Origin of the sequence: Rhodoferax sp. TH121, from assembly GCF_002251855.1 — a bacterium.
Lineage (GTDB): Bacteria > Pseudomonadota > Gammaproteobacteria > Burkholderiales > Burkholderiaceae_C > Allorhodoferax.
Window position 1 is genome coordinate 343,547 of record NZ_NOXW01000019.1, and the last position, 25,448, is coordinate 368,994.

Consider the following 25,448-nt stretch of genomic DNA (forward strand, 5'->3'; position numbering starts at 1 on the left):
TTTTGCGACTTGGGGGATAATCGGGGTTTGCCCTGAGTCTTGGGGCGCCCTGCTATCGGATGGATAGCACTCATTTGGCTATGCCTGACCGAATTGACTACTGAACTGCAATCTCCCGCTTCCGCGCCTGCCACCGCCGCACCCGCCGAAGCCCCGCCCATGCGATACGCCGACCTGGCGCTGGCCGAACCGCTCAAGCGCGCCGTGGCTGAGATGGGCTACGAATTCATGACGCCCATCCAGGCGCAGGCCATTCCCGTGGTGATTACGGGCAAGGACGTGATGGGCGCCGCCCAGACCGGCACCGGCAAAACGGCCGCGTTCTCGCTGCCGCTGCTGCACCGCCTGATGAAGCATGAGAACGCTTCGACGTCGCCTGCCCGCCACCCCGTGCGCGCGCTGGTGCTGCTGCCCACGCGCGAACTGGCCGACCAAGTCGCTCAACAGGTCAAGATGTACGCCAAGCACACCAACCTGCGCAGCGCCGTGGTGTTTGGTGGCATGGACATGAAGCCCCAGACCATTGAGCTGAAAAAAGGTGTGGAAGTGCTGGTGGCCACCCCAGGTCGCTTGCTGGACCACATCGAGGCCAAGAACGCCGTGCTCAACCAGGTGGAGTACGTGGTGCTGGACGAGGCCGACCGCATGCTGGACATTGGCTTCCTGCCGGACCTGCAGCGCATCCTGTCCTATCTGCCCAAGACCCGCACCACGCTGCTGTTCAGCGCCACCTTCTCGCCCGAGATCAAGCGCCTGGCCAATAGCTACCTGCAAAACCCCGTCACCATCGAAGTCGCCCGTTCCAACGCGACGGCCTCTACGGTGGAGCAACACTTTTACAGTGTGCCCGACGAAGAAAAGCGCCATGCGTTGCTGCAGATCGTCCGCAGCAAGAGCATCAAACAGGCCTTTGTGTTTGTGAACAGCAAGCTGGGTTGCGCCCGCTTGGCCCGGTCGCTGGAGCGTGATGGCCTCAAGACCGCCGCACTGCACGGTGACAAGAGCCAGGACGAACGCCTCAAAGCGCTGGACGCCTTCAAGAAAGGCGAAGTGGAGTTGTTGGTATGTACCGATGTGGCAGCCCGCGGTCTGGACATCAAGGACGTGCCGGCGGTGTTCAACTTCGACATCCCCTTCAACGCCGAAGACTATGTCCACCGCATTGGCCGTACCGGCCGTGCTGGTGCATCTGGCTTGGCTGTGAGCTTTGTGGGCGGCAACAACGATGCCCGCCTCGTGGCAGACATCGAAAAGCTGATCAAGACCAAGATCGAACTCGAAGCGGTGGAGTTTGACGAAGACCAACCCGACATCCGCCGCCAGGGCCGTATCAACGATGGCCGCCGCATGTACCAGGAAGACGGCGGCGACAACGGCCGCGGCGCCGGCCGCCGCATGCGTGACGAGAGCTATGGCGCCCGCACCCCGCGTGCCGCGCGTGGTGAGCATCCCCGCCCGGCGCCTGCAGCCCCGCGTGATCCTTTCTTCGACAAGCCATACGAGCCGTCGGCTTCGCCCGAGGCGGCCCCGGCGTGGGAATCCGCGGCACGCCCAACCACCCGCAGCATTTCGGCCAACATCAAGCCCAAGCGCAAGGTCGCAGCCCTGTTCAAAGCCGGTTGAGCTTCTCAACCCCAATAAAAAACGGCGCCCGGTGCGCCGTTTTTTATTGTTCGCCTGCAGCGTTTCTCACTCTCCGGGTGCCTGCGACTGCTCACATTGGACCTGCAACAGCGCGGCGGGACCGGGCGCCACGCGAAGTGCGCTAAGGCAACCTCCCCACACACAGCCGGTATCCAGCGCCAGCACATCGGTCCGATCCAGCCAACCCAGGGTGGACCAGTGGCCGCAGGCCACCGTCACATCCGCAGTCTGCCGCCCGGGCACATCAAACCAGGGCAGGTAACCCGAAGGGGTTTCGTGAAGCCCGCCGCTGTGGGCAAATTCCATTTCCCCTTGTGGGGTACAGAAGCGCATACGGGTTAGCGCATTCACGATCACGCGCAGCCGTTCAATGCCCGCCAGCCCATCGTCCCATTGCACAGGTGCATTGCCGTACATGGCGTGGAAGAAGCGGGTGGCCTGATCCGAGCGCAGTACGGTTTCCACCTCGGCAGCCAGTGCTACGGTTTTGCTAGCTGTCCACGCAGGCAGTACGCCGGCGTGGACCATCAGAATATCTTTTCCGTCGATGCGTTCCAACATGGCCAGACGCTGTTGGCGTAGCCAGTCCAGCAGGGCAGGGCGGTCGGGCGCAGCCAGCAGACCGTCCAAGGTGTCCTTGCGGCTGGGGCCGCGCGCACCGTGCGCCACGGCCAGCAGGTGCAGGTCGTGGTTGCCCAGCAGGCAGCGGGCCGAGCTGCCGTAGCCCATGAGCCGGCGCAGCACGCCTGCTGAGTCGGGGCCGCGGTTGACCAGGTCGCCCAGCAGGTAGAGCGTGTCGCGGCTGGGGGAGAAGTTGATGCGTTGCAGGAGTTGGGCCAGTGCGGCGTCGCAGCCCTGCACATCCCCGATAAGGTACATTGCCATGGTGTTCATTTTCGCTTGGGTTCCATGGATTTTTTGCTGATCATTGTTCTGACCTTGTTGAACGGCGCTTTCGCCATGTCAGAGCTGGCACTTACCGCAAGCCGCAAAGTGCGGCTGCAAACCATGGCCGAAGCTGGCGACAAGGGAGCCAAGGCAGCCCTGGCCCTGATGGACAACCCCACCCAGTTTCTCTCGTCAGTGCAAGTCGGCATTACCTCCATTGGCATGCTCAACGGCATCGTCGGCGAGGCTGCTTTCAGTGACGGGCTAGCCGCCTGGCTGCAAACCACCATCACCCTGTCGGACCGGGTTGCCGAAATTTCGGCGACGGCCATCGTGGTCACTGGCATCACCTTCATCACCATCCTGTTTGGCGAGCTGGTGCCCAAGCGCATTGGTCAGCTTTACCCCGAGACCGTGGCGCGTGTAGTGGCCCTGCCCATGACCTGGGTGGCGACCGGTGCCAAACCCTTTGTGCGTCTCCTCTCGGTGTGCACCCAGGGCATGCTCAAGCTGCTGCGCATCGACACCACCGACACCCGTGCGGTTACCGAGGCCGAAATCTCCGCCAGTCTGGAAGAGGGGGTGGACGCCGGCATCATCGAGGAGCATGAGCACCAAATGGTGCGCAACGTCTTTCATTTGGATGACCGTCACCTCACCTCCATGATGCTGCCGCGTACCGACATTGCCTGGCTGGACGCCGACGCCACGGTCGAGCAAGCCCTGGCATTGGCCAGCGGCAGCGCGGGCAAAGGTGCGCACTCCTGGTACCCCGTCTGCCGCGGCTCCCTGGACGATGTGGCCGGTGTCATCAGTGTGGCGCGCTTGCTGGAGCGCGGTGTGCGATACCCCTACACCATCGGCGCCCTGGTGGAACCCGCCGTATTTGTGCCCGAGACACTGAGCGGCATGGAGCTGATCGAGCAGTTCCGCGTCAAGGCCGCCCGCATGGTGTTCGTGGTGGACGAATACGGCGTGGTGCAGGGCCTCATTACCCCGCACGACCTGCTGGAGGCCATCACCGGCGAACTGCAACCTGACGCCCAAACCGACGCCTGGGCCGTTCAACAAGACGATGGCTCCTGGATGCTCGATGGCCTGATGCCCTTGAGCGAACTCAAAGCACGCCTGGAGATCGAGGAGAGTCTGCCGGATGAAGATCGTGGCCGCTACAACACCTTGGCCGGTTTGCTGATGGCGGTGTCAGGTAATTTGCCCGCACAAGGGGCCAACATCGTGTGTGCGCACTGGTTGTTTGAGGTGGTGGCCTTGGAGGGGCGCCGCATCGACAAGGTGCGCGCCCGACGCACCCTCAACGACTAAGCTCGTGCGCTACAGGCGGCCGGCCAGCCGGTACGCCAGCAGGCCCACCAGCTCGTGCAGCGCTAGCTGCCACTCAGCCGCACCGCTTGCCATTGAGAAATCCAGCCAATGGCTGGTATCTCCGGTACGAAAGTCCACCGGGTAGGCCGTTACATTCCAGCCCGCTTTCTGAAAGGTGGCCATGGAGCGCGGCATGTGCCAAGCGGAGGTCACCAGCAGCCAGCGCTGGCTCGGGTCTACGCCCGGCATCTTGGCGGTGAGCACGGCGTTTTCGTAGGTGTTGCGCGAGGCGGATTCGTACTCCACCTGCTCCGCCGGCACCCCCAGGCTGTCGAAGAATATCTTGGCGCGCTCGGCCTCGGTCTGGCCAACCCCCATGAGGGCACCTTCGCCGCCGGTAAACAGCACCCGCAAGCCGGGATTGGCGCGCAGCACCGCCACCGTGCCTGTCATGCGCTCGCCTGCATCGTTCAGCATGGGTTGCACATGGGCCATTTGCGTTCGGCCCGACTCCAGTGCCCCCCCAAGCACCACCATGCCCACATAGCCGTCCAACTTCGCATCCGGTGCCATCTCCGGGTAGTGGCTTTCCAGTTGGCGCAGCATGGCTTCGGGCAGCGGCTTCCAGGCCATCAGCACCAGCACCGCCAGCGCCACCCCCACCAGCCGCCGGCCCGCGCGCGGCCAGCGCCGCAGTACCAGCAGGCTCAACAGCAATATGGCAAACACCCAGAGCAGGGGTTGGGTTATCAAGGCCAAAATTTTGGAAGCAAGGAACATGGGGAGTCAGGATTACTTGGGAGCATCTTCCGGCATGGGGCGCGCCTGCTGCAGCGTGCCCTCTACCGATTGTTTGATCTGTTGCTGCAATTGCTGGCTCTGCTGCTGCGGGCTGGCCTCGGGCGTCGCCCCGGGGACCACACTGGCCGTACCGCCCAGCTGTTTTTTGGCCAGCACGCCAATAATGGCGAGCACGATGAGCAGACTGGCTATTCCCAATAGGGCGCGCATAAGGTCAACCGCCTTCTGTGAAAAAACCCGCTGACCTTGCGATCAACGGGTTTCAAGAATGGTGCCGGAGAGATGAATCGAACACCCGACCTTCTCATTACGAATGAGCTGCTCTACCGACTGAGCTACACCGGCAACGAAGCCCACGATTATAGCGAGCTGCCTCTTGCCATCAGGCTGCTTCGGCGTGGTAGCGGGTCACACGATCCACCTCGTTTTTGCTGCCCAGAATCACGCTGACGCGCTGGTGCAGTTTGGTGGGCTGGATGTCCAGAATGCGCTGTTTGCCGTCGGTGGCTGCGCCGCCAGCTTGTTCGATCAGCCAGCCCATGGGGTTGGCTTCATACATCAGGCGTAGCTTGCCTGGCTTCTCGGGCTCACGCTTGTCCCAGGGGTACATGAAAACGCCGCCACGGGTCAGTATGCGGTGCACATCGGCCACCATGCTGGCAATCCAGCGCATGTTGAAGTCCTTGCCGCGCGGGCCTTCGGTACCCTGCAGGCATTCGTCGATATAGCGTTTCACCGGGGCATCCCAGTGCCGCATATTGCTCATGTTGATGGCGAACTCCTTGGTGTCCTCGGGCACGCGCACGTTCTCTTGCGTCAACACAAACGAGCCTTGCTCACGGTCCAGCGTGAACATCGCCACACCGTCGCCCACGGTCAGCACCAGCGTGGTCTGCGGGCCGTAGATGCAGTAACCCGCGGCCACCTGCTTGTGGCCAGGCTGCAAGAAATCCTGCTCGCTCACGCTGGGGCCTTCTGGGGCCTTGATCAACACGCTGAAGATGGTGCCGATGCTCACGTTCACGTCGATGTTGCTGGAGCCGTCCAGCGGGTCAAACATCAGCAGGTATTCGCCCTGCGGGTAGCGGTTGGGCACGGTGTAGATGCCCTCCATTTCCTCGCTGGCCATGGCGGCCAGGTGGCCACCCCATTCATTGGCTTCGATCAGCACTTCGTTGGCGATGATGTCCAATTTTTTCTGGATTTCGCCCTGCACGTTTTCACTTTCGGCCGCGCCCAGCACGCCACCCAGGGCGCCTTTGGTCACAGCCAGGCTGATGCTCTTGCAGGCGCGTGCCACCACTTCCAGCAGCAGGCGCAACTGGGGGGGGATCGCCCCGGGTGCGTCAGCCTTGCCTTCGTGGCCGCGCTGCTTCTCAATGAGGTAGCGCGTGAGCGAGATGCGTTGTGTCATGGAAAGGTCCTAAGTTGAAAAATCAGTCCGCCAATGCACGGTCCACGACCTCGCGCACATCGTTGCTGAGGTCGGCCTTGGCGGCCACGCGCACCAGCGCTTCGCGTGCGGCGCTCCGGTAGGGCTCAGCCAGCTTCTTCCAGCGGTCCAGTGCGCGTGCCAGGCGGGCGGCTACCTGGGGGTTGATGCCATCGAGCTCCATCACGCGGTCCGCCCAGAACACATAACCTGCGGCGTCCGCACGGTGGAAGGCGCCGGGGTTGGCGCTGCAGAAGCTGAAGATGACGCTGCGCGCGCGGTTGGGGTTGCGCAAGTTGAAGTCTGGGTGCGCCATCAGCTGGCGCACTGCGGGCAGCACCTGGCCACCGCGGTCGCTCGTTCCTGCTTGCAGGGCAAACCATTTGTCCAGCACCAGCGCTTCGTCCTTGAACAGCGCGTGGAAGCGGGCCAGGGCTTGCGCTGCCAACGCGTGGCCGCTGCCCACCAATGCCGACAGGGCGTTGAAACGGTCGGTCATATTGCTGGCATCTTTGAAGCGCTGCAAGGTCTTGCCGGGCCACACGGCATCGCCGTTTTGCACAGCGGCCAAGTTCAGGTAAGCCAGCGCCATGCCGGCCAGTGCGCGGCGGCCGCTGGACACGGGGTCGGGGCGGTAGGCACCGTTGTCCTTGTGGACCTCAAAAGCCCATTCCCAATCGGCCTGCAGTGCGGTGGCCAGTTGCAGGCGCATAGCGTCGCGCACGGCGTGGATGCGTTGGGGGTCAACCACGTCCAGTTGCTCGGCGATATAGGTCTCCGAGGGCAGGGTCAGCACCAGCTCCTTGAAGGCAGCGTCCAGCGTGGGGTGGCGTAGCACGGCACGCATGGCGGCAATATAGGCGTCATTCAGGGGCATAGCGCCCGTGGATTCTGCGCTGGCAGCTATTGAATTGATAGCGCTGCGCAGCGCCAGGCGCTGGCCGGCTTCCCAGCGGTTGAACGGGTCAGGGTCGTTGGCCAGCAGGGTCAGCAGTTGGGCGTCGCTGTACTCAAAGTCCAGCACCACCGGCGCCGAGAAACCGCGCAGGATGGAAGGCACGGGCTCTTCTGCCACGCCAGTAAAGGTGAGGCTCTGGCTGGCTTCTGTCAGCACAAACAGGTGGCTGTCGGCACCGGCGACGCTGCTGCCTAGCACCTGCAACGGTAGAGCCGCACCGCTGGCTGCACCCACCAAGCCCAGGCTCACGGGGATGACAAAAGGCTCCTTGGTGGCCTGGCCCGGCGTGGGCGCACAGCTTTGGCTGAAGTGCAGGGTGTAGGTCTGTTCGGCGGCGTTGTACTCGCCACGCGCGGCCAGGCGTGGCGTGCCGGCCTGGCTGTACCAGCGCTTGAACTGGGGCAGCAGGTTGGCCAGGGCCGAGCCGGGGTTGGCGTCGGCAATGCTTTGGGCGAAGTCATCACACGTCACGGCTTGGCCGTCAAAGCGCTCGAAGTACAGCGCCATGCCCTTGGCAAAGCCGGCGCGGCTGGTCAAGGTCTGCATCATGCGGACCACTTCGGCACCCTTCTCGTAGATGGTGACGGTGTAGAAGTTGTTGATCTCGATATAGCTGTCAGGCCGCACCGGGTGGGCCATGGGGCCTGCGTCTTCGGGGAACTGGGCGGTGCGCAGCACGCGCACGTCTTCAATGCGCTTGACGGCGCGGGCGCTGGGTTCGGCGCACAGGTCCTGGCTGAATTCCTGGTCGCGGAAGACCGTCAGGCCTTCTTTCAGGCTCAGCTGGAACCAGTCGCGGCAGGTGATGCGGTTGCCGGTCCAGTTGTGGAAGTACTCGTGGCCCACCACGCTTTCGATGTTGCTGTAGTCCACATCGGTGGCAGTGGCCTGGTTCGCCAACACGTATTTGGTGTTGAAGATATTCAAGCCCTTGTTCTCCATCGCGCCCATGTTGAAGTCGGAAGTCGCGACGATCATGAAGCGCTCCAGGTCCAGCGGCAGGCCGAAGCGGGCTTCGTCCCAGGCCACGCTGGCCATCAGGCTGTTCATGGCGTGTTCAGTCTTGTCCAGATCGCCCGGGCGCACATACACCTGCAGCAAATGCTCCTTGCCGGCGCGGCTGGTGATGCGCTGCTCGCGCGCTACCAGTTGGCCCGCCACCAAGGCGAACAAATAAGACGGCTTCTTGTGGGGGTCCACCCACTTGGCGAAGTGGCGGCCTTCGTCGAGGTCACCACTCTCCACCAGATTGCCGTTGCTGAGCAGCACTGGGTACTTGGCTTTGTCCGCGCGCAGCGTCACCGTGTACATGGCCATCACATCGGGACGGTCCAGGAAGTAGGTGATGCGGCGGAAGCCTTCGGCTTCGCACTGGGTGAAGAACGATTCGTTGCTCACGTACAGGCCCATGAGCTTGGTGTTCTTTACGGGCGCGCAGGTGGTGAAGATTTCCAGCGCAAAAGGCTCGCTGCCCTCGGGCAGGTTCTCCAGCACCAGCTGGTTGTTCTCCATCTTGAAGCTGGTGCCCTGGCCGTTCACCAGCACGCGGGCCAGGTTCAGCTCTTCGCCATCCAGGCGCAGGGGCTGGGCCGCCACATCGGGGTTGCGGCGCAGCGTCATCTTGTTGAGCACGCGGGTCTTGGACGGGTCCAGGTCAAAGCTCAGGTCGACGGTGTCGATCCAGAACGCGGGCGCGGTGTAGTCGGCGCGTTGGATCACCGTGACAGGGCCCGAGGCCTCACGAAGTTGCAACATGGTGGGTCTCCAGAAATTGGGATGTGATCAGGGCGCGGTAGTTGGGCACGATGGCCAGCACGTGGGGGCCTTGCAGTTCTTCGGGCGCATGGCTGCTGGCGATGCCCACGGCGCGCATGCCGGCGCGGCGCGCGGCCTCGATGCCCAGCGGCGCATCTTCAAACACGATGCAGCGCGCGGGCTCCACGCCCATGCGGCGTGCAGCCTCCAGAAAAATGGCCGGCTCGGGCTTGCCGGGAAGGCCTTCGTCGCCACCCACGGTGGTCAGTGGGGCGATGGGCATTTGCAGGTGCTGGTAGGCAAAAGCCTGGTTCTGGCGGTCCCCCGCCGTGCCCACACCCAGCTTCAGGCCACGTGCATGGGCCAGACCAAAGAAGTCCTTGAAGCCGGCAACCTCCGAGAAGATGGGCGCAAAGATCTCGCGGTACACAGCTTCCTTCTCGTGCACATGCGCCATGGCCTGTTCCACTGTCATGTCAGGCTGGTCGAACAGGTCGCGCATGCATTCGATACCCGTGCGACCGGTGGTGCGGCGCATCAGGTCGGCGATGTCCACATTCAGCCCCTGGCGCTGGGCGAACACGGCCCAGCTTTCTTTGTGCGAGGGCATGGAGTCGATCATGGTGCCGTCCATGTCGAAAATCAAAGCGTCCAACATGCTTTAAATCCCTTGCTTCAGCGATGCCTGGATGAACACGTCCAGATCCCCGTCCAACACCTTTTGCGTGGCCGAGACTTCGACGTTGGTGCGCAAATCCTTGATGCGGCTGTTATCCAGCACGTAGCTGCGGATCTGGTGGCCCCAGCCCACATCGGTCTTGCTGTCTTCCAGCTTCTGCTGTTCGGCCTGGCGCTTGCGCAGCTCATGGTCGTACAGGCGGCTGCGCAGGCGCTTCCAGGCCACGTCACGGTTGCTGTGCTGGCTGCGGCCGTCCTGGCATTGCACCACGATGCCCGTGGGGATGTGGGTCAGGCGCACGGCCGAGTCGGTCTTGTTGATGTGCTGACCACCGGCGCCGGACGCGCGGAAGGTGTCGGTGCGCACATCGCTGGGGTTGATGTCGATTTCGATCGAATCATCGATCTCGGGGTAGACAAATACCGATGCGAACGAGGTGTGGCGACCGCCCGAGCTGTCGAACGGGCTCTTGCGCACCAGGCGGTGCACGCCGGTTTCGGTGCGCAGGTGGCCAAAGGCGTATTCGCCCTCAATCTTGATGGTGGCGCTCTTGATGCCGGCGGTGTCGCCGTCGGTGATGTCTTCCACGTTGGCGGTGAAGCCCTTGCGTTCCGCGTACTTGAGGTACTGGCGCAGCAGCATGCTGGCCCAGTCGCAGGCCTCGGTACCGCCGGCGCCAGCCTGGATGTCCAGGAAGCAGGGCAGGGGGTCGGCCGGGTTGTTGAACATGCGGCGGAACTCCAGGCCTTCCACAATCTCGGTGAGCTTGGCGGCCTCGGCCTCGATGGTGAGCAGACCGGCTTCGTCGCCGTCTTCTTTGCTCATCTCGAACAGTTCGGTGTTGTCGGCCAGGTTGCTGCTCAAGTCATTGAGCGTAACCACCACGCCGTCGAGCAGCTTCTTCTCTTTACCCAGCTCCTGGGCCTTCTTGGGGTCGTTCCAAACCGCGGGGTCTTCTAGCGATGCATTGACGGTGCGCAGGCGCTCGGCTTTGGCATCGTAGTCAAAGATACCCCCGAAGTTCCTGGGTCCTGCTCGTCAGGTCCGCCAGGGTGGTGCCAATCAGGTTGACGCGTTCTGCTTCGATCATGGTGTTCTCGTTCTTGGAAAGGGAAAACACCGATTTTCTCATGCTTGGGCGCCCCGCCCGGCGCCCGCTCTCAGCGGCCGAACAGGCCCTTGAGTGCCTCTCCCACGCCGGGATGCCCGGGCAGCACTGGCAACAGCGATTTTTGCTCGGGGGCGCCTTCGCCTTTGTCTGGTTTGACTGCAGGCACTTCTGGGGCCGGGCGCTGGGGCGCGCCGTCGTTCAGTGGCAACATGGCCACGGATTTGACACGCACCCGCGCCGACCATTCCTGTGCCCAGGCCACGCGGCGGTCTGTGGGGCGGGGCGGGTGGATCAGGTTCAGTTCCTGCCCATACGCGATGCCCCGCACCAGGGCTCCCTGGGCTTTGGCAAAGATGCCGGCCGGAATGGCGCACTGCGTTTGGCTGGTGGGTAGCAGGGTTTTGTCGGCCAGCCACAGGTCCAGGTTGGGCGTGCTGAGGTAGTCCATCAGGCCCCAACCGGGTTCGGGCGTTTCGGACGAGCTCCACAGCACCATCTCACCGTCGTTGCCGCCCATGGCGTTCAGAAAGTAGGCGCGTGCCTGGGGCTGGTCGGCCCAGGCGATGGTGGTGGCGTTGGCGCCGCCGCCCTGGGCGCGCAGCACCAGGGGTGGCATGAAGTCTTGCACCTGCCCGATGGAGAACTGCAGGTTGGCCGGCAGGCCGTCACCAGACACCTTGTGCTCACCCTGCAGCGAGGCGCCTTTGGGCACCTGTTGTTGGCTCTGGGCATTTGGCCAGATGGCGTGGCCTGGTGCGGCTGTGGCACCCCGTTCGCGCGTAGCGCGGCCGCGCATGAATTGGGCGTAGTCCTCGGGCTTGGCGTTGGCCAGGTCCAGCACCTTGGGCTGGCCGGCGCGCACGGTGTCACCGCAGCCCCAGTAAAGCAGGATGCGGCCTTTGGGTTGCTCGGGCACGCCATCCTCGCTGTCGCGGTCCTGGCTTCGGGGCAGGTTACTTTTGGCTGCCACTGGCTCCGGCGGCAGCAAAGGCAGGCTGACGCCCAAGCCCAGCCCTGCCGGAATGGTTTGTGTGGCGGTGGTGCCTGCTGGCTTGCGCTGGGTGGCCACGGCAATGTCCAGCCAGCGTCCGGGCATCATGCCCTTGGTGGCGCCAAAGCTGGCTTCGCCCATGCCCTTCATGCCCGCCATGCCAGCGGCCATGCCTCCCAGTGCGCCCAGGTTGGGCAGCTCGTCCCTATCGGCCACGCGCACGGTGGCCACGTCCATCCAGTACTGCGCCACGGGTGGCCGCACCGCCTGGGTTTGTCCAATGGCTGGGCTGCTTCCCAGGGCCAGCAGCATGGCGCTGGCCAGGGTGGTGAGGTGCGCGGGACGGTAGCGGGCTTGCATGGAGTCTCCTGAAGCGGTGCGGGCGTTGCGCCGCATTATCAACCGGCCGTGTGTCTGGCTTGCACCTGTGTGCTAAGCGATGAAACGCTCGATCAGCGTGGCCAGGTCGGCGGGCTGGTCGTGGTGCATCATGTGGCCGGCGTCCTCAATGCGTGCGACCTCCACCTGGGGCACTACCTTCAGGCGTTCGTGGTATTCCGCCAAGGTAAATTTGCCATTCCACCACTGGTCCAGGCTGTTGTCCGACGCTTCCACCGCCAGCACGGGCATGGTGAGGCGTTTGTAGATCTCCAGCACCTCTTCCACCCGGTAGAGCTGGGCGTTCGTCACCTTGTGGGCTGCGTCGCCCAGGATGGCCCACTTGCCGTCCGGTGTTTCTGCCGCCCAATGGCGGGCCAGCCAGTCGGCCTTGTCCTGGCCCAGGCGCGGGTTGGTTTTCATGAGGCGGCGGGCTACGCCGTCGGCGCTGTCGTAGGCTTTCAGGGCCATCTCGCCCGCATGCAGCTTCTTGAGCTCGTCCATCCAGCTGGCAAAGCGGCCGGGCGCCTGCGCGGGGCGGGTGGCGGGCATGCCAAAGCCTTCCAGATTGACAAGGCGGCGGATGCGCTCGGGCCGCACGCCGCCGTACAGCATCACCACATTGCCACCCATGCTGTGCCCCACCAGGTTGACTGGCTGGCCGGGCGCGTAGTGGTCCAGCAGAAAGTCCAGGTCGGCCAGGTAGTCGGGGAACCAGAAGTTGTCGGCACCACCGGCAGGCGTCTTGCCATAGCCGCGCCAGTCGGGGGCAATGATGTAGTGGTCGTGGGCAAACGCGTCCACCACAAACTGATAGCTGGCGGCCACGTCCATCCAGCCGTGCACCATGACCAGCGGCACCTTGTCCGGCGCGGGTTCGCCCCAGACTTGCACGTGGTAGGTGAGATTACGGATGGGGACGAATTCGCTGCGGCACTGGCGTTTGACTTGGTACATTCTCCAAATCATAAGGACGAACCAGGAGACACGGCATGCCACTCAGTCAAGGCGGCGACAAGCCCGCCCGCCCAAAAAAGCCCCGGCCACCCGCGGCCTACACCGCGCTGCACGCGGGTTTTGGCTGGCAGGTGCCTCAGCACTTCAACATGGCCCAGGCCTGCAGCCAGCGCTGGGCGGCGCAGCCGGATGCTACAAAAAGAGTAGCTGTTCGCGCATATTTCACGGGTGCTGAGAGCACTTTTCATACATATTCTGAGCTGCAGGCGCAGGCCAACCGCCTGTCCAACGCGCTGCGGGTGCTGGGCGTGCAACGTGGTGACCGCGTGGGCATCGTGCTTCCGCAGCGTTTTGAGACTGCGGTGGCCTACGTGGCCGTGCTGCAGCTCGGCGCGGTGGCCATGCCGCTGTCCATGCTGTTTGGCCCCGAGGCGCTGCAGTTCCGCCTGCACGACAGCGAAGCCGTGGTGGCCATATGCGACGCCGGCTCGCTGCAGGCGCTGCACAGCGTGCGTGAGCACTGCCCACTGCTGCGCTCGGTCATCGGCGTGGGCGAAGTGGCCGCCACGCAAGGCCTGGCGGACTTGCATTGGCCTGCAGTGCTGGCGCAAGAGCCAGAGACCTTCGCGCTGGTCAACACTCTGGCCGAAGAACCCGCCGTGCTCATCTACACCAGCGGCACCACCGGCAACCCCAAGGGCGCGCTGATCCCACACCGGGCCCTTATCGGCAACCTGCCGGGCTTTGTGGCCAGCCAGAACTGGTTTGGCTTTGACGGGAAAAAGAACAACGACTCCAAGGCCGTGTTCTGGTCCCCGGCCGACTGGGCGTGGACCGGAGGGCTGATGGACGCCTTACTGCCCAGCCTGTACTTTGGTCGCCCCATCGTCGCGTACAACGGCCGCTTCAGCCCGCAGACGGCACTCGAATTGATGCGCGACTGCGGCGTGACCCACACCTTCCTGTTTCCCACCGCGCTCAAGGCCATGATGAAGGCCTACCCTGGTGCAAAGGGGAAGACGGTGCGCCAGCAGTTCAAGCTCAAGCTCGCCGCCATCATGAGCGCGGGCGAGGCCGTGGGTGATGCCGTGTTTGGCTACTGCGCCGCGCAACTCGGCGTGCAGCCCAATGAGATGTTTGGCCAGACCGAGATGAACTACATCGTGGGCAACTGCAACCGGCTCTACCCCTCCAAACCCGGCAGCATGGGCATGGGCTACCCCGGCCACCGTGTGGCGGTGATCGACGACGATGGCAAGGAGAGCCCGGTGGGCGTGCCGGGCGATGTGGCGCTGCACCGCTATGACGTGCACGGCCACCCGGACCCCATCTTCTTCCTGGGCTATTGGAAGAACCCCGCCGCCACCGAAGGCAAGTACACGGGCGACTGGTGCCGCACGGGCGACCTGGCGGTGCGCGACGCCGACGGCTACCTCTGGTACCAGGGCCGCAGCGACGACGTGTTCAAGGCCGCGGGCTACCGCATCGGCCCCGGCGAGATCGAGAACTGCCTGGTCAAACACCCCGCTGTCATCAATGCCGCGGTGGTGCCCAAACCCGACGCCGAGCGCGGCGCACTGGTCAAGGCCTATGTCGTCATTGCTCCTGATTTCATAGCTGATTGCGCAGAGGATACGGGGGCTAAAGCCCAATTGCATGCCAAACTCACGCTGGAGTTGCAGGCCCATGTGAAGGGCCAGCTGGCGCCGTACGAGTACCCCAAAGAGATCGAGTTTGTGGACGCCCTGCCCATGACGACGACTGGCAAGGTGCAGCGCCGCGTACTGCGTTTGCAAGAGGAAGCGCGGGCACAGGCCGCCCTAGTGCGTTAGCCATTTCCCACATAACCATTCGCCAGCAAACGCATAAGCCACCTCGTAAACTTCACGCCATGAACACCATCCAACTCGGTCGCAGCGATCTGCACGTCACCCCTATCTGCCTGGGCACCATGACCTTTGGTGAGCAGGTGGATGAGCCCACCTCCCATGCCATCCTCAGCCGCTCACTCGAGCGGGGCGTGAACTTCATCGACACGGCCGAGATGTACTCCGTCCCGCCGCGCGCCGAGACCTTCAACCTGACCGAAAAAATCATCGGCAACTGGATCAAAGCCAACCCCGGTGCCCGCGAAAAGCTGGTGATTGCCACCAAAGTGGCAGGCCCCTCGCGCGGCATGAATTGGGTGCGCAATGGCAGCAGCAACCTGACGGCCGAAGACATCATCGCCGCGTGCGAAGGCAGCCTGCAGCGCATGAACATCGAGGTCATTGACCTCTACCAGATCCACTGGCCTGTGCGCCACGTGCCCATGTTCGGCGGCATGTACTACGACCCCAAGAACGAAAACGTGGGCGGAAGCGCCATTGAAGAGCAGCTGCGCGCCATGGACACGCTGGTCAAGGCCGGCAAGGTCCGCGCCATCGGCCTGTCCAACGAAACGCCCTATGGCGTGCACGAGTTTGTGCGCCTGGCGGAGCAGCATGGCCTGCCCCGCATTGCCACCGTGCAGAACAACTACGGCCTGCTGGCCCGCACGGTAGAGAACGGGCTGGACGAAACCCTGCACCGCCTGGGCGTGTCGCTGCTGCCGTATTCGCCGCTGGCCTTTGGCCTGCTGACTGGCAAGTACGACGAGGAAGGCCTGCTGGGCGAGAACGTCTCGCAAGACTGGCGCCTGCGCAAGTTCGAGTCCACCCGCAAGCAGCGCTGGGGCCGCCCCGATGCGCTCAAGGCCGCGCGCCGCTACAACGCGCTGGCCCGCGAATACGGCTTCACGCCCAGCCAGATGGCACTGGCCTTTTGCTACACCAAGTGGCAGGTCGCCAGCACCATCATCGGCGTGCGCACGCTGGAGCAGCTCGACGAAAACATCAACGCCTGGGGCACCGTGCTGCCCGAAGAGTTGCTCAAGAAGATCGACGAAATCCGCTGGGAAATCCGCGACCCCGCGGTTTAAGCATTCAGCACGCCTTCAACCGCCGCCTTGGCCTCGGCCAGGTTGGCGAAGAAGCGGGTGGGCTGGGGCGGGGCCTTGGGCATATGGGCAGGAGGCGGCCACAGGCGGTCATCGAGCCAACTGGCAGCTACACCACCGATGTCTTTGACCTTGAGCGTGCAGACCGGTGTGCCGTCGTAGAGGGCCGTGTACACGGAGGGCGCGTCGTTCCAGGTGATCTGTGCCATGGCTGCCTGTCTGTCTGGTGTGTGGGGAGGCCCATGGTAAGTTGAGCCAACCCACTTATCAAGTGGCGGAAAATACGCGCCTATGGCCAAAAAAGACCACGTCTCTGAAACCCCCGCCACCCAGTTGCTCAAGGCCTACAAGGTGGCCTTCACCGAGCACCCCTACGAATACCTGGAGCATGGCGGCGCGCAGCACAGCGCTGCGGTGTTGGGCTTTGACCCCTTCACCGTCGTCAAAACGCTGATCATGCAAGACCAGGACGCCAAGCCTTTGGTGGTGCTGATGCACGGCAACCGCAAGGTATCCACCAAAAACCTGGCACGGCAGATCGGCGCCAAGTCGGTCGAGCCCTGCGCCCCCGAGGTGGCCAACCGCCACAGCGGCTACCTGGTGGGCGGCACCTCGCCCTTTGGCACGCGCAAGACCATGCCGGTCTACATCGAGTCCACCATTCTGGCGTTGCCCCGCATTTGCATCAACGGAGGGCGGCGCGGCTACCTGGTGGGTATTGAGCCCCACGTGTGTGTGCAACTGCTGGGCGCCAAACCTGTACAGTGCGCGCTGGAAGAGTGATTGGAGAACCTGTTTTGAATTCCGTGTTGTACCCCCTGCTGGCCACCGTCGCCGCCTACCTGATCGGCTCGCTGTCTTTTGCGGTCATCGTCAGCCGCCTCATGGGCCTGAACGATCCGCGCACCTATGGCAGCAAGAACCCGGGCGCCACCAATGTGCTGCGCTCCGGCTCCAAGGCCGCGGCCGTCGTCACGCTGCTGCTTGATGCCCTCAAGGGCTGGCTGCCCGTGGTGGCTGTGCAATGGTGGGGCGCACCCTATGGCCTGGGCGAGGGCACCGTGGCGCTGGTCGGGCTGGCCGCGTTTCTGGGCCACCTGTACCCGGTGTTTTTCAAGTTCGTGGGCGGCAAGGGCGTGGCCACGGCGCTGGGCGTGCTGGTGGGCGTGAGCGGCTGGCTCGGCCTGGCCGTGGGCCTGACCTGGCTGATCATTGCCTACTTCTTCCGCTACTCGTCCCTGGCTTCATTGGTGGCCGCGCTGTTTGCCCCGGCCTACTATGCCTTTGGCAACCAGGTGGCCTGGGCCATGGACAAAGCGGTGCTGATGTCCATCGCTGTCATGTCTTTGCTGCTGATCTGGCGCCACGCCGAAAACATCTCCCGCCTGGTGCAGGGCAAAGAGTCCAAGCTGGGGCAAAAGAAATCGTGACGCCGGCCGCTGGCCCGGCTCAGGCCATGGCCAGCGCCTGGCTGCCCAGCTGCAAGATGTAGAAGTGGTTGAGCGGCGCCCGCACTGCAGATGACGGCAGCGCCGAGCGGATGCGCGGGTAGGACTCCGCCGTGCTGTGCAGGCGCGGGTTGTTCTCCAGCTCACCGCCGGGCTTGCCCACCACCACCACAAACGGCTGGTTGCTTTTGGCGCTGCGGCGCACCACCACGCCCAGCTCGTCGTTGTCCAGGCGCACATAGGTGCCTGGCGGGCACAGGCCCACAGCGCGCACCAGCGCTTGGCCAATCGCGTCCACCGAGCTGCTGGAGCGCGTCATCACCGAGCGTGCCGACTCAATGGCGCTGCGGCCCGCACGCGATTTACGCGGGCTGATCATTGCCGCATAACGGTCCACCACCTTCAGAATGCGCGCCATCCGCACCGAGGCTGGCACCGCGTTGAAGTCGTCCTTGTCCACCGCATCGTCGTGGTGGCTGGAGACGATGTCCAGCCAATCGTCATCGCCCACACCCAGGTTGGCCAACATCATGGCGCCCTTGATGGGGTGGGCGCGGATGGCGTCTTGCTGCGTGGGCGTGGGTTTTTCGGCTTGGCCAGCCAGCTCGTCCTGCAGCGTCGTCATGGCGATGTTCATCGTCAGTGCCGCATGCACCAGGCTATTGCGTTCCTTCTGCGGCAGGTGCAGCTCGTTGGCCACCAGGTGGCACAACACGGCGCACACCAGCGCGTGGGATGCGCTGTAGCCCACGGGGGAGTTGCTGGCCAGCTGGAACAGCAGGTACAGGCCCACATCCGGGTCGCGCTGCAGCAGGCCTTGCATCCAGCGGTCGTATTGCAGCACCCGGTGCGAAAACTGCTGCGCACTGTTGGGGCTGGCCAGAATGATGCCCAGCCCGCTCTCCAGGTCCGACCACTGGCCCAGCAGGTCCTCGTATTCGCTCTCGTCGCGCACGTCCAAAGGCTTTGACATTAGAAACGCCGCTCCAGCACCATCTGGTCGTTGTTACGCGTCATCTGGAAACGGCTCAAAAAACTGTTGCCCAGCAACACATACGGCATGCTGCCGGGGCTGACCACGGCATCCACGCCACTCACCATCACATCGCCTACCCGCACCGTGTTGAGCGTCACGCGCCAGCCCTGGGTCACGCCATTGGCCGTGCTCATTTGGATGGTTTGCCCGTTTTGGTAGTTCAGCCCAATGCGTTTGGCATCGGCCACACTCAAGGCAATGGTGGTGGCGCCAGTGTCCACCATGAACTGCACCACACGGCCATTGATTTGCCCGTCCGTCAAAAAGTGGCCACCGGGGCCCGCGGCCAGCACCACGCGGTTGCCGCTGAGCTGCTCACCCGCACCGCTGCCCACGCTGGCCGGGGCATCGCCCACGCGCATGGAGACGCGCTTGCCACCCATCTCCAGGGTGATCTGCTCGCCCTGAATCGCCACCACCTTGATGCCCTTGTGCACCTCGCCAACCGCTACGGCCTTGGGGAACCCGCCGTCCACAATCAGCAGCGCCTTGTTGCCCAGCGTACCGTTGATCGCAACTGATTGCGCCCACACCGGGGCGGCAAACAGCAGGGCAGCAGCCAGGCACAGGGTTTTCATAGGCTTAGTCGCGGAAGTTGTCGAAGCTCAGGGGAATGTCGGTCACATCCTTGCGGATCAGTGCCATGGCGGCCTGCAGATCGTCGCGCTTGGCGCCGGTGATGCGCACTTTTTCTTCCTGAATGGCGGCTTGCACCTTCAGTTTGCTGTCCTTCATCAGGCGCTGGATCTTCTTGGCCAATTCGGATTCGATGCCGTTGCGCACCTTGATCACCACTTTGACCTTGTCGCCGCCCATCTTCTGCACATCGCCACGGTCCAAAAAGCGCACATCCACTTCCTGCTTGGTGAGCTTGTTGCGCAGCACATCCTCGATCTGGTCGAGCTGGAAATCAGCATCCCCGATCAGGGTGATTTCCTTGTCCTTGATCTCGATCTTGGCGGACGTGCCTTTGAAGTCAAAGCGGGTGGCGATTTCCTTGGCGGTGTTTTCCACCCCGTTTTTCACCTTGACCAGGTTGGCTTCGCAGACGGTATCAAAAGAAGGCATTTTTTGTATTCACTAGAGAGAACGCACCCCTGCACGGCCCCGGGGTGCGCAATAAACCATTGGGGGCCCGCGCCGTGGGCCTGCCCAGGGCGACAGGGCCCCGGTGCGACAATCTTGCCATGTTAGTCGAGAAAAATGTTCCCCTGCAGGCCTTCAACACCTTTCGCATCGTGGCCAAGGCCCACGCCCTGGCGCGCATCACCAGCGAGGCCGATGTGCAAGCCCTGCTGGCCGACCCCGCCTGGGCAGGCGCGCCCACCTTTGTGCTGGGGGGCGGCAGCAACATTGTGCTGACCGGCGACGTGAAACCCCTGGTACTGAAGGTAGAGGTGCCCGGCCGCCGCCTGGTGGCCGAGACCGACAAACACTGGGTGGTGGAGGCGGGGGGCGGTGAAAACTGGCACAACTTCGTCACCTGGACGCTGGACCAAGGCCTGCCCGGCCTGGAGAACATGGCCCTCATCCCCGGCACCGTGGGTGCGTCGCCCGTGCAAAACGTGGGCGCCTATGGCGTGGAGCTGCAAGACCGCTTTGACTCGCTCGACGCGGTAGACCTGCAAACCGGCCAGGTCTTTACCCTGAACGCCGCGCAGTGCGCCTTTGGCTACCGCGACTCCGTCTTCAAGCACAGCAGCCAGCCCGGCGCCGACGGCGCCCACCAGGCCCTGGGCCTGAAAGACCGCGCCCTCATCTTGCGCGTGCGCTTTGCGCTGCCCAAGGCCTGGAAGCCCGTGCTGGGCTATGCCGACCTGGAGCGCAAGATGGCCGAGACCGGAATCGAGCAGCCCACGGCCCGCCAGATCTACGACTGGATTTGCGAAGTCCGCCGCGCCAAGCTGCCCGACCCCGCCCAGATCGGCAACGCCGGCAGCTTCTTCAAAAACCCCACCGTCACCCCCGAGCAGTGCGCCGACATCATCGCCCGCGACCCGAAAGTGGTGCACTACCCCCTGCACGACGGCAGCATCAAGCTCGCCGCCGGCTGGCTCATTGACGCCTGTGGCTGGAAAGGCAAAAGCGTGGGCCAGGCCGGCGTGTACGAGAAGCAAGCCCTGGTGCTTGTGAACCGCGGCGCTGGGGTGAACGGCGAAGGCGCCACCGGCGGCGAGGTGATGACCCTGGCCAAAGCCATCCAGACCAGCGTGTACGAACGCTTTGGCATCCGCCTGGAGCCCGAACCCGTCGTCCTCTAACCCCTCCTCAGGAGCACCCCGCCATGGCATCCATCCTCGTCCTCGGCGGCACCGGTTTTGTCGGTGCCCATGTGTGTGAACAGCTGGTGCGCGCCGGCTGGCAGGTTACCGTGGCCACCCGCAAGCGCCAGCACGCCCAGCGCGTGCAGCTCCTGCCCGGCCTTACGGTGCTGGAGGTGAATGTGCACGACGCTGCCGCCCTGGCCCGCGCCGTGCAGGGCCACCAGGCTGTGGTCAACCTCATTGCCGTGCTGCATGGCAACGCCGCCCGGTTTGACGCCGTGCATGTGCAGCTACCCTGCAGCCTGGCCCAGGCCTGCAGCAGCGCCGGCGTGCAGCAGCTGGTGCACGTGAGCGCGCTGGGGGCCCACAGCGCCCAGCCCGACGCCGCGCCCTCGCTCTACCTGCGCAGCAAAAGCCAGGGCGAAGCCGCCCTGCAGCAAGCCGCAGCGTCCGCCCCCTGGCGCCTCACGCTGCTGCGCCCCAGCGTCATCTTTGGGGCCGAAGATAAATTCCTCAACATGTTCGCCAGCTTGCAAAAAGTGTTCCCCCTCATGCCCCTGGCCGGGGCCGACGCGCGCTTTCAGCCCGTGTGGGTGCAAGACGTGGCCCAGGCCGTGGTGCGCAGCCTGCAGCCCGGCAGCCCCGCCGTGGTGGAGGCCTGTGGCCCCGATGTGTTCACCCTGCGCCAGCTGGTGCAACAGGCGGGCCAATGGGCTGGCGTCAACCAAGGGCGCGGCCGCCCCGTCATAGCCCTGCCGCAGTGGATGGGCAGCCTGCAGGCCCTGGCCATGGAATGCCTGCCCGGCGAACCGCTCATGAGCCGCGACAACCTCGCCTCCATGCGCGTGGACAACGTTGCTACCGGCCAGGTGCCCGGCTTGCAGGCCCTGGGCATCACCCCCGCCGCGCTGCCCCCCATCGCCCAAGACTACCTGCGCCGCCACAGCGCAGACTACGGCCTGCTGGGCGTGCGTATGAAGCGCTATTGAGGCCGCTGGCGGTGCAAACCGCTATGTATTTGATAGCTGCTTGCGCAATATCCATGAGGGCTAGTGGCCATTTTGATTGAAAATCTTCAAAGACAAAGCCCATAGGCTGCAGGAAGGCCTTTGGGCCTTGCGCCGGCCAATCTGCCGGTACAGTAGTGCCCCAGAGACCGTGCCAACGGCCCAACACGCGATTCAAGGGGAGGGGAGCATGCTGCTCAAGACAGCCGACGAAAAATCCAAGCGCCTAGCGCTGATGGAAGATCTGCAAAAGTCCACCCTGCTGGACATAGGCCAGAAAGACTGGCTGCGCGACGAACTGCGCCGCTGCAAGACGGGCATAGAAGGCGAGCGCGCTGCCGCCTTTTACCTGGACGGGCATTACAAAGACGCGCAGAACAACGCGCTGCTGCACGACTTGCGCTTTGTGGTGGATGGCGAAGTGGCGCATATCGACCACCCGGTCACGGGATGCATCTTGGTAGCACGAGCCTATCCGGCAAAGCCTAGCGAAGCCCCGCAGCCTGTGGACATCAACACTTTCTTTGAAAAGGCTCTGATCGATACAGTTCAGATCCTGGGCATCCAGATCAATAGCCGATTGATTTCCAAGATGGGCGCCTTCAGGGTGTTCGCCGCCAATATGGCTGCTGGGGTGGCAGCAGCCTTTGGCTAACCGATTTGGAGGACCGTCTGTGAGCCTTGCACTAGAGCAAATCAAAGTTACCACGTTGGGTGGCACGTTGGCACGCGAAATGGCACGAATAGAAGAAGAGCGCTCATCGTGGCGCAAAGCTTTGATTGACAACGATCTGATCGGAAAACAGTTGCGAGAGTTGGCGGGCAACTCGGTCTATGCACAGATGCCACAGGACATCAGAACCTTGCAGTCTCCGGCGATGTCCATTGCCAAGCAGTACCAAGACCTCTTGGGCCCCACTTCGGCCATTGGGTCTGCCTTTAAAGCTTGGCAGGAGTCTGAGCGTTTGCAGATGGAACATATGCGCAAGATGTTCGACCCGATGGCCGAAATTCGCATGAGTGTTCTGGGGAGCACAGCCACCCAGCAGCTCATCAAGGAGCTCACGGACGGAAGCTCCATGCGAAACCAGATGCAGGCGATTGTGGATCAAGCCTTGGGCTTTGGTTCGGTTGCCAAGATGCTTGCACAGCAGGCCGAGGATTCACGGGTACAGAATAAGAAGCTTCTTGAAGGTCTGGGTGTGAGCAGCATTCAGAGCTACCTTAAAGACTTCGAGCACATCAATAAGCAGTGGACGGTGCCCAACGAAGTGTTGGGAATTGTGGGTTCGTTTAAGGAACTGCAAGATCAGTTTGGCAAGGTGGCATTGCCCACAATCGATTGGGGCTCCGCAGCCGCTATTGCAAAGGCGCTGGGACCCGAGGGCATCCAACAGCAACTGGCTTTGCTGGGCATCGAGCCAGATGGCTCCATGCACGAACACGCTGTGAAGCCCGAAAGGGGGCTACTCAGTCGTAAGCAGTCAGATGCATTAGCGATGTTGAGCTTGCTGCTGGGCATCTTGTTCTTCCTCTACCAAGAGATTTCTAGCCACCAAGACAAGAACAAAACGGAGGCCTTTCAAACGCAGACCACTGCCACCTTGCAGGTGCAGACGCGGCAGATTCAGAACCTCACGGTCCTGATTGAAAGAGCTTTGGTGCAAGCTGCACAGACTCCAGAAGAGCGCTTCGTGGTGCGTGAGCGTCCCGCCACTGTGCGATCCAAGCCAGAACATGGATCAGCCGTTGAGGGCATGCTCATGCCCAATGAAGTGGTGCGTGCCATCGACAAGGACGGCAAGTGGGTGGAGATCGAGTACTACCACTGGCTGCGCGAGGAGTACCGCACCGGGTGGGTCTTGAAGAAGTACTTGCATCGGGTTCCATCAAATTATCAGAATATGGTGCCCTAGCCTGACTCAGCGGAGGAAAAGATGAAGATTCAGTGTGTCGAAAAAGATATTCGCCAAGTTTTGGAGTCTGGTACGTATCTCATTCCGCGTTTTCAGCGCCCGTTTTCTTGGGATGAGGATAACGTTGAAGAGTTCTGGGTAGATAGTACGTCGGACCTCAAAAAGGACTACTTCATCGGGGCGTTCGTCTCTTACAACCTTTCAAGCTCTTCTTTTGGTCTTGTGGACGGGCAGCAGCGCATCACCACTATCACCATTGCTCTGTGTGCCATTCGAGACAAGTTCAACGACTTGGGTTTTGCGGCCCCCGCTAAAGGCGTGCACCGTTTGATTGAAACGCGGGACCTAAACGATCAGGCCCAATTCGTTCTTAAAACCGAGACCTCGTACCCCTACCTGCAAGCCAAAATTCAGAGCCTTGAAAAAGAGGAGACGGAGATTGACGTGGGTGAGGAGGAGAAGGCGATCAGTGCAGCATACAAACTCATTAACACCGTCATCGATCAGGGTGTGAAGGAGGCGACTTCTAAGGTTGATCCTTCAAAAGCGGAGGCTGCGAGCAAAAAATGGTTGGAAAGTGTGCGGGATAAGCTCTTGGGTCTCAAAGTGATTTCGATCACCCTGGATAACCAAGATGACGCGTATCTGATTTTTGAGACGCTCAATACACGGGGTAAGGACCTCACTGCCGCAGACCTTGCGAAGAACCATCTGCTGCGGCTGCTCCCTTCAAAAGGCAAGGCCATTGACCGTCCCAAAGACCATTGGGTGGAAATTCAGAGCACTTTGGAGCAGGCAAGCCGGCCGATTCAAATGGCCACTTTCCTTCATCACTACTGGCTCTCAAAGTACCCCTTCACAACAGAGAAGGAGCTTTTCAAGGCCATTAAAAATGAGGTTTCGGCCACGAATGTTCGTGTGGTCCTCGATGAGCTCAGGACCGACAGTGATCTTTACCGTGGGATTTTGGAGCCCGAACGGCTCACCCTATGGAACAAAGGAAATCGGGATGTCGAAGATTCGCTTCGCTGCATCTCTGATGTCCTGAACATCCAAATCGCAAATCCACTGCTTTTGACGGTACTGCGCCTGTTCGGTGCCAAGAAGCTCAAAGACGGCCAGGTTCGAGAGATCTTCTGGCTCGTGGAACGCTATCACTACCTTTACACGACGATCAGCAACCTGCCTTCATCAGGCGGCGTGAGCAAGATGTACGCGGCTCATGCGCGCGCATTGGCGACCGCTGCTGATGCAAATGCTCGCGGTCTGTGCATCAACGAGTTCAAGAAAAAAATCAAGAGCAAGGTCCCCGCTCGGGACACGTTTATCACGCGGTTTAAGGCGCTCAACTACTTGACGCCAAGGCACAAGGAGGTCATCGGCTATACGCTGTGGAAGATCTACAAGCATCGAAACCCCGCTGTCGATGTCGATCGCACGGGGCAGTCGCTCGAACACCTTCTTTCACAAAACACTGGTGCTCCTTCCGTGCACAGCATCGGGAACCTTTTGGGCGTGCCCGTGAAGTACAACGGAGAGGTTTTGGCGGCCAACGACTTTGCGGCCAAGAAGGCGCTACTCAGAAAGCACGGCTACATCTTAGAGCCACAGATCGACGCTGCAACGACGTGGGGAACGGCAGAGATAGAGCGTCGAACGAGTGATCTAGCAGAGCTCGCTTATGACCACGTTTGGGCTATCGAGTAGCTAATGACGGGGCCACTGTCTAGCGAGATTATTTATTTGAGTGTGGGTGCGCTCACGAAACTCGGCGAGGCGTATAGCCTGGGTGTACTTTGTCTTTTTTTGCACGTCTAGGAGTGCAAACCTCATAGGAGAGCGATTGGGGCACTCCCGTGCAGCGAGGTCATCTGACCCAAAAG

Annotated in this window: 24 protein-coding genes and 1 tRNA gene; 11 read left to right on the forward strand and 14 right to left on the reverse strand. The window is 62.5% G+C overall.

Annotation, left to right across the window (positions count from 1 at the left end; all coding sequences use genetic code 11):
• Positions 1–159: 159 nt before the first annotated feature.
• Positions 160–1,623 (forward strand): DEAD/DEAH box helicase, encoded by a 1,464-nt coding sequence (locus CHU94_RS05890; RefSeq protein WP_094477834.1) that lies wholly within the window; start codon positions 160–162, stop codon positions 1,621–1,623.
• A gap of 66 nt (positions 1,624–1,689) precedes the next feature.
• On the opposite strand, the gene CHU94_RS05895 is transcribed toward CHU94_RS05890, so the two are convergent.
• The gene (locus tag CHU94_RS05895; RefSeq protein ID WP_094477836.1) at positions 1,690–2,529 is read right to left on the reverse strand and encodes a symmetrical bis(5'-nucleosyl)-tetraphosphatase; all 840 of its coding nucleotides are present in this window, start codon (positions 2,527–2,529) and stop codon (positions 1,690–1,692) included.
• Between the two features lie 24 nt (positions 2,530–2,553).
• Here CHU94_RS05895 and CHU94_RS05900 point away from each other — a divergent pair, with 24 nt between their 5' ends.
• The gene (locus CHU94_RS05900) at positions 2,554–3,855 is read left to right on the forward strand and encodes a hemolysin family protein (RefSeq protein ID WP_094477714.1); all 1,302 of its coding nucleotides are present in this window, start codon (positions 2,554–2,556) and stop codon (positions 3,853–3,855) included.
• A 9-nt stretch (positions 3,856–3,864) separates the two neighbouring features.
• On the opposite strand, the gene CHU94_RS05905 is transcribed toward CHU94_RS05900, so the two are convergent.
• From CHU94_RS05905 to CHU94_RS05945, 9 genes are all read right to left on the reverse strand, one after another.
• The gene (locus CHU94_RS05905; protein WP_094477716.1) at positions 3,865–4,635 is read right to left on the reverse strand and encodes a YdcF family protein; all 771 of its coding nucleotides are present in this window, start codon (positions 4,633–4,635) and stop codon (positions 3,865–3,867) included.
• A gap of 12 nt (positions 4,636–4,647) precedes the next feature.
• Positions 4,648–4,866, reverse strand: a complete 219-nt coding sequence (locus CHU94_RS05910; protein ID WP_094477718.1) for a hypothetical protein — start codon at positions 4,864–4,866, stop codon at positions 4,648–4,650.
• A gap of 59 nt (positions 4,867–4,925) precedes the next feature.
• A tRNA-Thr gene (locus tag CHU94_RS05915) sits at positions 4,926–5,001 on the reverse strand.
• Positions 5,002–5,038: 37 nt separating this feature from the next.
• Positions 5,039–6,070 (reverse strand): class 1 fructose-bisphosphatase, encoded by a 1,032-nt coding sequence (locus CHU94_RS05920; RefSeq protein WP_094477720.1) that lies wholly within the window; start codon positions 6,068–6,070, stop codon positions 5,039–5,041.
• Between the two features lie 22 nt (positions 6,071–6,092).
• Positions 6,093–8,801, reverse strand: coding sequence for an aminopeptidase N (pepN, locus tag CHU94_RS05925; RefSeq protein WP_094477722.1), 2,709 nt, complete (start codon positions 8,799–8,801; stop codon positions 6,093–6,095).
• The gene (locus CHU94_RS05930) at positions 8,785–9,459 is read right to left on the reverse strand and encodes an HAD family phosphatase (protein ID WP_094477724.1); all 675 of its coding nucleotides are present in this window, start codon (positions 9,457–9,459) and stop codon (positions 8,785–8,787) included. Before CHU94_RS05930 ends, pepN begins: the two co-directional genes overlap by 17 nt.
• 3 nt (positions 9,460–9,462) lie before the next feature.
• A protein-coding gene (prfB, locus tag CHU94_RS05935; protein ID WP_141211396.1) for a peptide chain release factor 2 occupies positions 9,463–10,567 on the reverse strand; the annotation gives its coding sequence in 2 pieces (ribosomal slippage) (positions 9,463–10,485 and positions 10,487–10,567; 1,104 coding nt in all).
• 73 nt (positions 10,568–10,640) lie between these two features.
• The gene (locus CHU94_RS05940) at positions 10,641–11,942 is read right to left on the reverse strand and encodes a hypothetical protein (RefSeq protein WP_094477726.1); all 1,302 of its coding nucleotides are present in this window, start codon (positions 11,940–11,942) and stop codon (positions 10,641–10,643) included.
• 72 nt (positions 11,943–12,014) lie between these two features.
• Entirely contained in the window at positions 12,015–12,917 is a 903-nt protein-coding gene (locus CHU94_RS05945; protein WP_094477728.1) for an alpha/beta fold hydrolase, read from the reverse strand.
• A 35-nt stretch (positions 12,918–12,952) separates the two neighbouring features.
• On the opposite strand from CHU94_RS05945, the gene CHU94_RS05950 reads away from it, so the two are divergent.
• Positions 12,953–14,749, forward strand: a complete 1,797-nt coding sequence (locus tag CHU94_RS05950) for an acyl-CoA synthetase (RefSeq protein WP_094477730.1) — start codon at positions 12,953–12,955, stop codon at positions 14,747–14,749.
• A 59-nt stretch (positions 14,750–14,808) separates the two neighbouring features.
• Positions 14,809–15,876, forward strand: coding sequence for an aldo/keto reductase (locus CHU94_RS05955; protein ID WP_094477732.1), 1,068 nt, complete (start codon positions 14,809–14,811; stop codon positions 15,874–15,876).
• Here CHU94_RS05955 and CHU94_RS05960 read toward each other — a convergent pair.
• Entirely contained in the window at positions 15,873–16,103 is a 231-nt protein-coding gene (locus tag CHU94_RS05960) for a hypothetical protein (RefSeq protein ID WP_094477734.1), read from the reverse strand. The genes CHU94_RS05955 and CHU94_RS05960 overlap by 4 nt on opposite strands.
• Positions 16,104–16,185: 82 nt before the next feature.
• On the opposite strand from CHU94_RS05960, the gene CHU94_RS05965 reads away from it, so the two are divergent.
• Positions 16,186–16,677 (forward strand): aminoacyl-tRNA deacylase, encoded by a 492-nt coding sequence (locus CHU94_RS05965; protein WP_094477736.1) that lies wholly within the window; start codon positions 16,186–16,188, stop codon positions 16,675–16,677.
• A gap of 14 nt (positions 16,678–16,691) precedes the next feature.
• Positions 16,692–17,324, forward strand: a complete 633-nt coding sequence (gene plsY, locus CHU94_RS05970; protein WP_094477738.1) for a glycerol-3-phosphate 1-O-acyltransferase PlsY — start codon at positions 16,692–16,694, stop codon at positions 17,322–17,324.
• Positions 17,325–17,343: 19 nt separating this feature from the next.
• Here the strand turns inward: plsY and CHU94_RS05975 are convergent, their stop codons facing one another.
• Genes CHU94_RS05975 through CHU94_RS05985 form a run of 3 tightly spaced genes read right to left on the reverse strand, consistent with a single transcriptional unit; the run spans position 17,344 to position 19,446 of the window.
• Entirely contained in the window at positions 17,344–18,315 is a 972-nt protein-coding gene (locus tag CHU94_RS05975) for an HD-GYP domain-containing protein (RefSeq protein ID WP_255033861.1), read from the reverse strand.
• A complete protein-coding gene (locus tag CHU94_RS05980) occupies positions 18,315–18,956 on the reverse strand; it encodes a TIGR02281 family clan AA aspartic protease (RefSeq protein ID WP_094477740.1) in 642 nt (213 codons plus the stop codon). Before CHU94_RS05980 ends, CHU94_RS05975 begins: the two co-directional genes overlap by 1 nt.
• 4 nt (positions 18,957–18,960) lie before the next feature.
• Positions 18,961–19,446 (reverse strand): YajQ family cyclic di-GMP-binding protein, encoded by a 486-nt coding sequence (locus CHU94_RS05985; protein WP_094477742.1) that lies wholly within the window; start codon positions 19,444–19,446, stop codon positions 18,961–18,963.
• 119 nt (positions 19,447–19,565) lie between these two features.
• On the opposite strand from CHU94_RS05985, the gene murB reads away from it, so the two are divergent.
• From murB to CHU94_RS06010, 5 genes are all read left to right on the forward strand, one after another.
• Entirely contained in the window at positions 19,566–20,639 is a 1,074-nt protein-coding gene (gene murB / locus CHU94_RS05990) for a UDP-N-acetylmuramate dehydrogenase (RefSeq protein ID WP_094477744.1), read from the forward strand.
• Between the two features lie 23 nt (positions 20,640–20,662).
• Positions 20,663–21,631 (forward strand): complex I NDUFA9 subunit family protein, encoded by a 969-nt coding sequence (locus tag CHU94_RS05995; protein WP_094477746.1) that lies wholly within the window; start codon positions 20,663–20,665, stop codon positions 21,629–21,631.
• A 208-nt stretch (positions 21,632–21,839) separates the two neighbouring features.
• Positions 21,840–22,304, forward strand: a complete 465-nt coding sequence (locus CHU94_RS19450; RefSeq protein WP_255033862.1) for a hypothetical protein — start codon at positions 21,840–21,842, stop codon at positions 22,302–22,304.
• Between the two features lie 19 nt (positions 22,305–22,323).
• Positions 22,324–23,565, forward strand: a complete 1,242-nt coding sequence (locus CHU94_RS06005) for an SH3 domain-containing protein (RefSeq protein ID WP_094477748.1) — start codon at positions 22,324–22,326, stop codon at positions 23,563–23,565.
• A 21-nt stretch (positions 23,566–23,586) separates the two neighbouring features.
• Complete coding sequence (locus CHU94_RS06010; RefSeq protein ID WP_094477750.1) at positions 23,587–25,272, forward strand: DUF262 domain-containing protein; 1,686 nt, start codon at positions 23,587–23,589, stop codon at positions 25,270–25,272.
• The last annotated feature ends 176 nt before the right edge of the window (positions 25,273–25,448 follow it).

What these genes read in the sequence shown, in the direction of transcription:
- murB (WP_094477744.1), top strand. Translation starts at nt 19,566, where the DNA reads ATGTTAGTCGAGAAAAATGTTCCCCTGCAGGCCTTCAACACCTTTCGC.
- CHU94_RS05900 (WP_094477714.1), top strand. Translation starts at nt 2,554, where the DNA reads ATGGATTTTTTGCTGATCATTGTTCTGACCTTGTTGAACGGCGCTTTC.
- CHU94_RS05920 (WP_094477720.1), bottom strand. Translation starts at nt 6,070, where the DNA reads ATGACACAACGCATCTCGCTCACGCGCTACCTCATTGAGAAGCAGCGC.
- CHU94_RS19450 (WP_255033862.1), top strand. Translation starts at nt 21,840, where the DNA reads ATGCTGCTCAAGACAGCCGACGAAAAATCCAAGCGCCTAGCGCTGATG.
- CHU94_RS05890 (WP_094477834.1), top strand. Translation starts at nt 160, where the DNA reads ATGCGATACGCCGACCTGGCGCTGGCCGAACCGCTCAAGCGCGCCGTG.
- CHU94_RS05995 (WP_094477746.1), top strand. Translation starts at nt 20,663, where the DNA reads ATGGCATCCATCCTCGTCCTCGGCGGCACCGGTTTTGTCGGTGCCCAT.
- CHU94_RS05965 (WP_094477736.1), top strand. Translation starts at nt 16,186, where the DNA reads ATGGCCAAAAAAGACCACGTCTCTGAAACCCCCGCCACCCAGTTGCTC.
- CHU94_RS05895 (WP_094477836.1), bottom strand. Translation starts at nt 2,529, where the DNA reads ATGGCAATGTACCTTATCGGGGATGTGCAGGGCTGCGACGCCGCACTG.
- CHU94_RS05960 (WP_094477734.1), bottom strand. Translation starts at nt 16,103, where the DNA reads ATGGCACAGATCACCTGGAACGACGCGCCCTCCGTGTACACGGCCCTC.
- CHU94_RS05950 (WP_094477730.1), top strand. Translation starts at nt 12,953, where the DNA reads ATGCCACTCAGTCAAGGCGGCGACAAGCCCGCCCGCCCAAAAAAGCCC.
- pepN (WP_094477722.1), bottom strand. Translation starts at nt 8,801, where the DNA reads ATGTTGCAACTTCGTGAGGCCTCGGGCCCTGTCACGGTGATCCAACGC.
- CHU94_RS06010 (WP_094477750.1), top strand. Translation starts at nt 23,587, where the DNA reads ATGAAGATTCAGTGTGTCGAAAAAGATATTCGCCAAGTTTTGGAGTCT.
- CHU94_RS05975 (WP_255033861.1), bottom strand. Translation starts at nt 18,315, where the DNA reads ATGTCAAAGCCTTTGGACGTGCGCGACGAGAGCGAATACGAGGACCTG.
- CHU94_RS05905 (WP_094477716.1), bottom strand. Translation starts at nt 4,635, where the DNA reads ATGTTCCTTGCTTCCAAAATTTTGGCCTTGATAACCCAACCCCTGCTC.
- CHU94_RS05945 (WP_094477728.1), bottom strand. Translation starts at nt 12,917, where the DNA reads ATGTACCAAGTCAAACGCCAGTGCCGCAGCGAATTCGTCCCCATCCGT.
- CHU94_RS05985 (WP_094477742.1), bottom strand. Translation starts at nt 19,446, where the DNA reads ATGCCTTCTTTTGATACCGTCTGCGAAGCCAACCTGGTCAAGGTGAAA.
- CHU94_RS05910 (WP_094477718.1), bottom strand. Translation starts at nt 4,866, where the DNA reads ATGCGCGCCCTATTGGGAATAGCCAGTCTGCTCATCGTGCTCGCCATT.
- CHU94_RS05940 (WP_094477726.1), bottom strand. Translation starts at nt 11,942, where the DNA reads ATGCAAGCCCGCTACCGTCCCGCGCACCTCACCACCCTGGCCAGCGCC.
- CHU94_RS05930 (WP_094477724.1), bottom strand. Translation starts at nt 9,459, where the DNA reads ATGTTGGACGCTTTGATTTTCGACATGGACGGCACCATGATCGACTCC.
- CHU94_RS05955 (WP_094477732.1), top strand. Translation starts at nt 14,809, where the DNA reads ATGAACACCATCCAACTCGGTCGCAGCGATCTGCACGTCACCCCTATC.
- CHU94_RS05980 (WP_094477740.1), bottom strand. Translation starts at nt 18,956, where the DNA reads ATGAAAACCCTGTGCCTGGCTGCTGCCCTGCTGTTTGCCGCCCCGGTG.